Here is a 10,535-nt window from a genome sequence, read left to right as displayed (position 1 = left end):
CCCATGCGTTCCAACCCTAATATCGATCTGGTTTCGCGCTTTCTTCGCCTGCCGCTGGAACAGCGCCAGCAGTTTTACCAGCGCCTGCAAAGCCGTGGCATGAGCTTCGCCCAACTGCCGATTGCCTCGATCCGCGAGGACGGCCAACGCCTGCCGCTGTCCTATGCCCAGGAGCGCCAGTGGTTCCTGTGGCAGTTGGACCCGGACAGCGCCACCTACCACATCCCCGGCGCATTGCGCTTGCAGGGGCGCCTGGACCTGGCGGCGTTGCAGCGCAGCTTCGACAGCCTGCTGGCGCGCCACGAAAGCCTGCGCACCCGGCTGATCCAGGACGGTGAGCAACTGTTGCAAACCATCGAGCCCAAGGCGCGTGTCGAGATCCGGCAGGAGGTTGTTCACGAGGCGCAACTGATGGCGCGGGTCGAAGCCGAGGTCGCCCGCCCGTTTGATCTGCAACAAGGGCCGCTGTTGCGCGTGACCCTGTTGCAACTGGCGGAAGATGAGCATGTGCTGGTGATGGTGCAGCACCACATCGTTTCCGATGGCTGGTCGATGCAAGTGATGGTCCAGGAACTGGTGCAGTTGTATGCCGCCTACAGTCAGGGCCAGGACCTTAGCCTGCCGGGCCTGCCGATCCAGTACGCCGACTACGCGCTGTGGCAACGCAACTGGATGGAGGCCGGGGAGAGGGCCCGCCAGCTGGCGTACTGGCAGGACCTGCTGGGCGGTGAGCAACCTGTGCTGGAATTGCCCCTCGATCACCCGCGCCCCGCGCAGCAAAGCCATCGCGGCGCGAGCCTGCAGGTGCAGTTGCCGGCGGACCTGGTGGCGGGCCTCAAGCGCCTGGCGCAGCAAGAAGGCGTGACGCCGTTCATGCTCCTGCTGGCGTCGTTCCAGACCCTGCTGTTTCGCTACAGCGGCCAAGCGGATATTCGCATCGGCGTACCGAATGCCAACCGCAACCGCGTCGAAACCGAGCGGCTGATTGGCTTTTTCGTCAACACCCAGGTGCTCAAGGCCGACCTCGATGGGCAGATGACGTTTGCCGAACTGTTGCAACAGACCAAGCGTCGTTCCCTGGAAGCCCAGGCGCACCAGGACCTGCCGTTCGAACAGTTGGTGGTGGCGTTGCAGCCTGAACGCAGCCTGAGCCACAACCCGTTGTTCCAGGTGATGTTCAACCACCAGACCGACACCCAGGCCAGCGGTGACGGCCAGCACCTGCCCGGCCTGCGCGTGACGGAACTGGACTGGGACAACCAGACCACCCATTTCGACCTGAGCCTGGACACCCATGAATCCGCTGAAGGCCTGTGGGCCGCGCTGACCTACGCCACCGACCTGTTCGAGGCGGCGACCATCGAGCGCTTTGCGCAACACTGGCAAAACCTGCTCCAGGCGCTGGTGAGTGCGCCGCGCAGCCGTCTTAGCGCGCTGCCGATGCTCGACCGTGCGCAGCAGCAGACGATGCTCCAGGATTGGAACGCGCCGGCCAGCGTCGCCGGCGCACAAGCCGTACACCACCGGTTCGAGGCCCAGGCCCGCCAGCATCCTGAACGCCAGGCGCTGGCCCTGGATGACCAGACGCTCAGCTATGGCGAACTGAACCGCCAGGCCAATCGTCTGGCGCACTACCTGATCGACCAGGGGATCGGCCCGGACGGCCTGGTCGGTATCGCCGTCGAGCGTTCCTTTGCCATGGTGGTCAGCCTGTTGGCGGTGCTCAAGGCGGGCGGTGCCTACGTGCCGCTTGACCCTGAGTATCCGCGCGAGCGCCTGGTGCATATGCTCGAGGACAGTGGCGTGCGCCTGGTGTTGACTCAGTCTCACCTTCGTGAGCGCCTGCCGTTGGCCGGGTCGTTGACCTGCCTGGATATCGACCTGGCCCACGCGACGTTGGCGCCGTATGCCGAACACGCTCCGGCGCTCGACGTCGAGCCGCAGAGCCTGGCCTACGTGATCTACACCTCGGGCTCCACCGGCAAACCCAAGGGCGTTGCCATCAGCCACGCGGCGCTGAGTGAGTTCGCCGACATCGCGGCCGACTATTCGCGCCTGGTCCCACAGGATCGGGTGCTGCAGTTCGCCACCTTGAACTTCGACGGCTTCGTCGAGCAGCTGTACCCGGCGCTGACCCTGGGCGCCACCGTGGTGTTGCGCGGCCCGCAGTTGTGGGACGGCGCCGACCTGTACCGGCAGATCATCGATCAGGGCATCACCCTGGCCGACTTGCCGACGGCTTACTGGAAACTGTTCCTGCACGATTGCCTGGCGGCGGGCCCACGGTCTTACGGGGCCTTGCGCCAGGTGCATATCGGCGGCGAAGCCATGCCCCTGGACGGCCCGGCGATGTGGCGCCGGGCCGGGCTGGGGCATGTGCGGCTGCTCAACACCTACGGGCCCACCGAGGCCACGGTGGTGTCCAGCGTGCTCGATTGCAGCGCCGACGATGGGGTGATCGGCGGCAGCGCCAGCCCGATTGGCCGCGCGTTGCCGGGGCGGGCGTTGTATGTGCTGGACGGCGACCTCAACCTGTTGCCGGTCGGCGCCGTGGGCGAACTCTACATCGCCAGTGCCAGCGGCTTGGCGCGTGCTTACCTGCAACGCCCGGGCCTGACCGCCGAGCGCTTTGTCGCCGACCCGTTCGGCGGCCTGGGCGAGCGTCTTTATCGCACCGGCGACGTGGCGCGTTATCGCGCCGACGGGGTGATCGAATACGTCGGCCGCGTCGATCACCAGGTGAAGATCCGTGGGTTCCGTATCGAGTTGGGTGAAATCGAGGCGCTGCTGCTGGCCCAGGATGCCGTCCGTGAGGCTTTCGTGCTGGCCGCCGACAATCAGTTGGTGGCCTATCTGGTGGCGACGCAGCCACTGTCCGAGCCGCAGCAGATGAGCGCCGGCGAACAGCTCAAGGCCACCTTGCGCGAGCAACTGCCCGATTACATGGTGCCGGCGCACCTGATCTTCCTCGAGCGCATGCCCTTGAACCCCAACGGCAAGCTCGACCGCCAGGCCCTGCCGACACCCGTCGGCGGCTCGGCACAGCAGGCATGGTTGGCACCGGTCACGCCGCTGCAGCAACAGATCGCGGCGATCTGGGCCGATATCCTTGGCGTCGAGCGTGTCGGCCTGGCCCATCATTTCTTTGAACTGGGCGGGCATTCCCTGCTGGCCATGCAAGTGGTCTCGCGCATTCGCCAGGCCCTGGACCTGGAAGTCCCGCTCAAGACGCTGTTCGAGCAGCCGCGCCTGGCAGGCTTTGTCGCTGCCTTGACGACCTCCGATCCCGCCGCCCCGAAAGCCCCGGCCCTGCTGCCGGCCGGGCGCGACCAGCCGTTGCCGCTGTCGTATGCCCAGGAGCGCCAGTGGTTTCTCTGGCAGTTGGAGCCGCACAGCGCGGCGTACCACATCCCCAGCGCGCTGCGCCTGAAAGGCCAGCTTGACCGCGCGGCGTTGCAGCGCAGTTTCGACGCCTTGCTGGCCCGTCATGAAAGCCTGCGCACCTCCCTGCGCCAGGAGCGCGAGCGCACGGTTCAAGTGATTGAACCGCAGGTGTCGTTGCACATCGCGTGCGCCGATGTCGATGAAGCTGCGCTGAAGGCCCGGGTAGAAGCCGAGATCGCCCAGCCCTTCGACCTGCAACAAGGGCCGTTGCTGCGTGTCTGCCTGCTGCGCCTGGCCGCCGATGAGCATGTGCTGGTGCTGGTGCAGCATCACATCGTCTCCGATGGCTGGTCGATGCAACTGATGGTCGAAGAACTGGTGCAGCTCTACGCCGCGTTCAGCCAGGGTCAGACCCTGGCATTGCCGGCGCTGCCGCTCCAGTACGCCGATTACGCCGTGTGGCAGCGCCGTTGGATGGAGGCGGGCGAGAAGGATCGCCAACTGAACTACTGGCGCGACCGGCTCGGCGGTGAGCAGAGCGTGCTGGAGCTGCCGTTCGACCACCCGCGCCCGGCGGTGCAAAGCCACCGTGGCGCACGCCTGCCGATCGAACTGGCGCCCGCGCTCGCCCACGACCTCAAGGCCCTGGCCCAGCAACAGGGCGTGACCCTGTTCATGCTGTTGCTGGCTTCGTTCCAGACCTTGCTGCACCGCTACAGCGGCCAGGAAGACATCCGCGTCGGCGTGCCGATCGCCAACCGCAACCGCAGTGAAACCGAGCGCCTGATCGGCTTTTTCGTCAACACCCAGGTGCTCAAGGCCGACATTCACGGGCAGATGAGCGTCGCGCAAGTGGTGCAGCAGACCCGGCAACGGGCGCTGGAGGCGCAGGCCCATCAGGACCTGCCGTTCGAGCAATTGGTGGAGGCGTTGCAACCCGAGCGCAGCCTGAGCCACAACCCGTTGTTCCAAGTGATGTTCAACCACCAGACCGACGTCGGCCAGGCCCAGGTCCAGCACCAATTGCCGACGCTGCGGGTAGAAGGGCTGGAGTGGGAAAGCCGGACCGCGCATTTCGATCTGGACCTGGATATTCAAGAATCCACCGAAGGTATCTGGGCCACATTGGGGTATGCCCAGGACCTGTTCGAAGCCTCGACCGTGCAGCGTATGGCGCGGCATTGGCAGAACCTGTTGCAGGCGATGGTCGCCGATCCGCAGCAGACCCTCGGCCAGTTGAACCTGCTGGACGGGGATGAACAGCGGCACATCCTGCAGTTGTGGAATCAATCCGACGCCGGCTTCCCGGCCCAGCGCCTGGTACACGAGTTGGTCGCCGAGCGTGCGCGGGAAAACCCGCAGGCAGTCGCGATCAAGTTCGACACGCAAACCCTGACCTACGGCGAGCTGGACCGCCAGGCCAACCAGTTGGCCCATGCGTTGATCGCCCGGGGTGTCGGCCTGGAAGTGCGCGTGGCGATTGCCATGCCGCGCAGTGCGGAGATCATGGTGGCGTTCCTTGCGGTGATGAAAGCTGGCGGCGTGTATGTGCCGCTGGACGTCGAATACCCGCGTGATCGCCTGCTGTACATGATGCAGGACAGCCGCGCCAAGCTGCTGTTGACCCATTCGGCGGTACAGCAGCGTTTGCCGATCCCGGACGGCTTGGCTGTGCTTGCGGTGGATCAGGCGCAGGCCTGGTCCGATGAGCGTGACAGCGCACCGTCAGTGGCTCTGGACGGCGACAACCTCGCCTACGTGATCTACACCTCCGGCTCCACCGGCATGCCCAAGGGCGTGGCGGTGGCCCACGGTCCGCTGGTGGCGCATATCATCGCCACCGGCGAACGCTACGAAACCGGCCCGGCCGATTGCGAATTGCACTTCATGTCCTTCGCTTTCGACGGCTCCCACGAAGGCTGGATGCACCCGCTGATCAACGGCGCGAGCGTGCTGATCCGCGATGACAGCCTGTGGCTGCCGGAATACACCTACGCGCAAATGCACCGTCACAACGTGACCATGGCCGTGTTCCCGCCGGTGTACCTGCAACAACTGGCCGAGCATGCCGAACGCGACGGTAATCCGCCGAAGGTGCGCGTGTATTGCTTTGGCGGTGACGCGGTGGCGCAAGCGAGCTACGACCTGGCCTGGCGTGCGCTGAAACCCACTTATCTGTTCAACGGCTACGGCCCGACCGAAACCGTGGTCACGCCGTTGCTGTGGAAAGCACGCAAGGGCGATCCCTGCGGCGCCGTGTATGCACCGATCGGCACGCTGTTGGGCAACCGCAGCGGCTACATCCTCGACGCCCAACTCAACCTGCAACCCATCGGCGTCGCTGGCGAGCTGTACCTGGGCGGCGAGGGCGTGGCGCGCGGTTATCTGGAACGTCCGGCACTCACCGCCGAACGCTTCGTCCCCGACCCGTTCGGCAAACCCGGCAGCCGCGTGTACCGCAGCGGCGACCTGACCCGTGGCCGCCCGGATGGCGTGGTGGATTACCTCGGCCGTGTCGACCACCAGGTGAAAATCCGCGGTTTCCGTATCGAACTGGGCGAGATCGAAGCGCGTCTGCGCGAGCAGGACAGCGTCGGCGAAACCGTGGTGGTGGCCCAGGAAGGCCCGAACGGTAAGCAGTTGGTGGCCTATGTGGTGCCACTGGATCCGGTGCTGATGGACGATGCGGTGGCCCAGTCCACCTGCCGTGAAAACCTGCGCCGCGCCCTGAAAACCCGCCTGCCGGACTACATGGTGCCCTCGCACCTGATGTTCTTGGAGCGCATGCCGCTCACCCCCAATGGCAAGCTCGATCGCAAGGGCCTGCCGCGTCCTGATGTGAGCCAGATGCAGCAGGTGTATGTGGCGCCACAGAGCGAGCTGGAGCAGGACGTGGCGGCGATCTGGGGTGAAATCCTGGGCCTGGAACGGGTTGGCCTGGCCGACCACTTCTTTGAATCGGGGGGGCACTCGTTGCTGGCGATGCAGGTCATCTCCCGTCTGCGCCAGTTGCTGGGCCGGGAAGTTCCCCTCAGGACCCTGTTTGAACACCCGCGGTTGCAGGGTTTTGTCGAGACGCTGCAGCGTTCGGCAGCCGAGACGGACAGTGCGCCGGCGATTCTGCCCGTCAGCCGCCAGCAGCCGTTGGCATTGTCTTATGCCCAGGAGCGCCAGTGGTTCCTCTGGCAACTGGACCCCCAGAGCGCCGCGTACCACATCCCCAGCACCCTGCGCCTGCGTGGCTGGCTGGACCAGGCCGCGCTGCAACGCAGTTTCGAAACGCTGGTGGCGCGCCATGAAAGCCTGCGCACCCAGGTGTACCAGGACGCAGGCCGCGCCCTGCAAATGATCCGGGATGCGGGTGCCGTGGAGATCCTGCATGCCAATGCCGACGAAGCGGATGTGCAGCGCCTGGTGCAAGCCGAGATCGCGCGACCGTTTGACCTGCAACAAGGCCCGCTGCTGCGGGTGACCCTGCTGCGCCTGGCTGACGACGAACACGTGCTGGTGCTGGTGCAGCATCACATCGTCTCCGATGGCTGGTCGATGCAGGTGATGGTCGACGAGCTGGTGCAACTGTACGCGGCCTACAGCCAAGGCCAGGACCTGCAACTGCCGGCGCTGCCGATTCAATACGCCGACTATGCGCAGTGGCAGCGCGACTGGATGGCGGGCGGCGAGCGCGAGCGTCAATTGGCTTACTGGCAAACGCTGCTGGGCGGTGAACAGCCGGTGCTGGAACTGCCCGCCGAGCGGCCGCGACCTTCGGTGCAGAGCTATCGCGGGGCGAGCCTGGATGTCGTCCTGGACCCGGCGCTGGTGACGGGGCTCAAGGCCCTGGCGCAGCGTGAGGGGGTCACGTTGTTCATGGTGCTGCTGGCGTCGTTCCAGACCCTGTTGCACCGTTACAGCGGCCAGCAGGATATTCGCGTCGGTGTGCCGATCGCCAACCGCAGCCGGGTCGAAACCGAGCGGCTGGTGGGGTTCTTCGTCAATACCCAGGTGCTCAAGGCCGATATCGATGCTCAACTGACCGTCACCCAATTGTTGCAGCAGGCCAAGCGGCGGGCCCTGGATGCCCAGAGCCATCAGGACCTGCCCTTCGAACAATTGGTCGAGGCGCTGCAACCCGAGCGCAGCCTGAGCCATAACCCGTTGTTCCAGGTGATGTTCAATTACCAGAGCGAAGCGCGCCTGGCCAACAGCGGCCAGCAGCTTGCCGACCTGAGGGTTGAAGGGCTGGAGTGGGGCACGCAGACCGCGCAGTTCGACTTGAGCCTGGACACCCAGGAGACCGCCGAAGGGCTGTGGGCGACCCTGACCTACGCCACCGATCTGTTCGACGCCGCGACACCCAAGCGCATGGCCCGCCATTGGCAGAACCTGTTGCAGGGCATGCTCGGCGATCCGAATCAGCGGGTCACCCAGTTGCCGATGCTGGAGCGTCTGGAGCAGCAGGTGATGGTCGAGCAGTGGAACGACACGGCGCAGGATTACCCGTTGCAGCAGAGCGTGCAGCAGTTGATCGAAGCGCAAGCCGAACGCACGCCGGATGCCCAGGCATTGCTGTTTGATTGCGAAGTGCTCACTTACGCCCAACTGAATGCTCGTGCCAACCGCCTGGCGCACCGCCTGATACAGGCCGGTGTCGGGCCAGACCTGCTGGTGGGCGTGGCGATGGAGCGTTCGGTGGAGATGGTGGTGGCGCTTCTGGCCGTGCTCAAGGCTGGCGGCGCCTATGTGCCGCTGGACCCGGAATACCCGCGCGAGCGCCTGGCCTACATGCTGCAGGACAGTGGGGTGCAACTGCTGTTGACGCAGGCGCATCTGGTAGCGTCGTTGCCCATCGGTGACTGCGTACAGTGCCTGGTAGTGGAGCAGGGTGACAGCTGGCTGGCAGGGTTTGCCACCTTCAATCCCGAGGTCGCCGTCGAGGCCGAAAACCTCGCTTATGTCATCTACACCTCCGGTTCCACCGGGCAGCCGAAGGGCGCCGGTAACCGCCACTGTGCATTGACCAACCGATTGCTGTGGATGCAACAAGCGTATGCACTGGATGCCAGTGATACGGTGCTGCAAAAGACGCCGTTCAGTTTTGACGTGTCGGTCTGGGAGTTCTTCTGGCCGTTGATGAGCGGCGCACGGTTGGTCATGGCGGCTCCGGGTGATCATCGAGAGCCGTCGCGCCTGGTGACGTTGATCAATCGACACCAGGTCACCACTTTGCACTTCGTGCCCTCAATGTTGCAGGCGTTCCTCCAGGACTCGCAGGCCGGCAGTTGCCAGGGCCTGCAACGCATCATTTGCAGCGGCGAAGCCCTGCCGGTGGACGCCCAGCAACAGGTGTTCGCCAAACTGCCCAAGGCCGGGCTGTTCAACCTGTACGGCCCGACCGAGGCGGCCATTGATGTGACCCATTGGACGTGTGTCGATGAAAACCGCGACAGCGTGCCGATTGGCCAGCCGATCGCCAACCTGCGCACCCATGTGCTGGATGCGCAGTTGCAGCCGGTTGCGGCGGGTGTTGCCGGTGAGTTGTACCTGGGCGGTGTCGGGCTGGCGCGCAGTTACCATCGCCGTCCCGGCCTGACCGCCGAACGCTTTGTACCGTGCCCGTTCCAGCCTGGCGCGCGGTTGTATCGTACCGGGGACCGGGTCCGTCAGCGCAGGGATGGCGTGATTGAATACCTGGGGCGCCTGGATCATCAGGTCAAGTTGCGTGGTTTGCGGATCGAGCTGGGCGAAATCGAAGCGCGCCTGCTGGAGCATCCGCAGGTGCGTGAAGCATCGGTGCAAGTGCAGGATGGCAAACATCTGGTGGGCTACCTGATGTTGCACGACCCGGCCGCCGCCTGGCGTGATGCCCTGAGTCATCACTTGCTGGCGCATTTGCCCGACTACATGGTGCCTGCGCAATGGGTCGTGCTGGACCGCATGCCCTTGAGCCCCAACGGCAAGTTAGACCGCAAGGCCCTGCCGGCGCCGGACGCCAGCGTGCATCAGCGGCACTTCGTTGCGCCGAGCAACCCGCTGGAGCACACCGTTGTGCTCGCCTGGCGCGAGGTCCTGGGCCTTGAACAGGTGGGGGTGGAGGACAACTTCTTCGAGCTGGGCGGGCACTCGTTGCTGGTGTTGATGCTCAAGGAGCGTATCCGCAAGGCTACCGGCGTGGAGCTTTCGGTGAGTCAGCTGATGCTCAACCCGACGGTTGCGGGGCAGGTCGCCTGTGTTAATGGTCAGGCCGGCAACTCGTTGATCGTCAGGTTGAACAGCCAGACCCGTGGCACACCGTTGTACCTGTTTCACCCCAGCTATGGTTCGGTGCATTGCTACAAGGCCATTGCCCTGGCGTTGCGCGAGCAGCGGCCGGTAATGGGCGTGATCTGCCGGGCGTTGGCCGAGGAGGGCAGTGAAGTGCCGGCCTGGCACGAGATGGTCGAGGACTACACCGCGCAATTGTTGACGGCGCAGCCGGAGGGGGCCTTCCGTCTGGCGGGCTGGTCCCTGGGCGGCAACCTGGCGATGGAAGTTGCCCATGGCCTGGAGCAGGCTGGGCGGGAAGTGGAATGCGTGGGCTGGATCGACGCATCGCCACCCCAGTGGGTCAAGCCTTTCTGGGACACGGCGGTGATGGTCGATGAGCGCGAAATATCCGCCAATGATCGGCGCGTGGAGTTGTTGGGCGCGATGTTCCCTGAGTTCACGGCGCAGATCCATGCCAAGTGGTCGGGCCAGCAGGCCACGGTTGACGGCGACGATGAGCAATGGGCCGGGTTCAACCAGTGGGCCGGGGATGTGCTGGGTGAGCGCTTCCATGAACTCAAGGAAGAGTTGCTCAGCGGCCATGAGGCGCAAATCTCGTGGGAGGTCGACCGCATGCTGGGCCAGCGCCTGCATGATGCCGATTTCAAGGCGATCAAGGCGCCGATCAGTTGCTGGTGGGCGACCTTGAGCCGCACGGGTGTGCATCATCGGTTGATTGAGGCGAGCATGCTGGAGGTCGCCGGCCAGTCCCGGATTGAACGTTCGGTGCTGATCGAGACCAGTCATGATCGGTTGATCGACAACGCAGCGTTCGTGCGCAGCTTCGCCGACGCGATGGCGTAACACCGGGCCTGAACGAACAAGCCCCCAGCCACTGATGGTGACCG

1 protein-coding gene is annotated in these 10,535 nt (G+C 65.0%); it reads left to right on the top strand.

Features of this window, described 5'->3' with window-relative positions:
- Positions 1–3: 3 nt before the first annotated feature.
- The gene (locus tag C5F70_RS11790; protein WP_104903376.1) at positions 4–10,491 is read left to right on the top strand and encodes a non-ribosomal peptide synthetase; all 10,488 of its coding nucleotides are present in this window, start codon (positions 4–6) and stop codon (positions 10,489–10,491) included.
- Positions 10,492–10,535 lie beyond the last annotated feature (44 nt).

Origin of the sequence: Pseudomonas sp. LH1G9, assembly GCF_002949975.1 — a bacterium.
Lineage (GTDB): Bacteria > Pseudomonadota > Gammaproteobacteria > Pseudomonadales > Pseudomonadaceae > Aquipseudomonas > Aquipseudomonas veronii.
This window is presented reverse-complemented; position numbering and strand designations above follow the sequence as displayed.

Coding starts and splice junctions, on each gene's coding strand:
- C5F70_RS11790 (WP_104903376.1), top strand. CDS start 4: ATGCGTTCCAACCCTAATATCGATCTGGTTTCGCGCTTTCTTCGCCTG.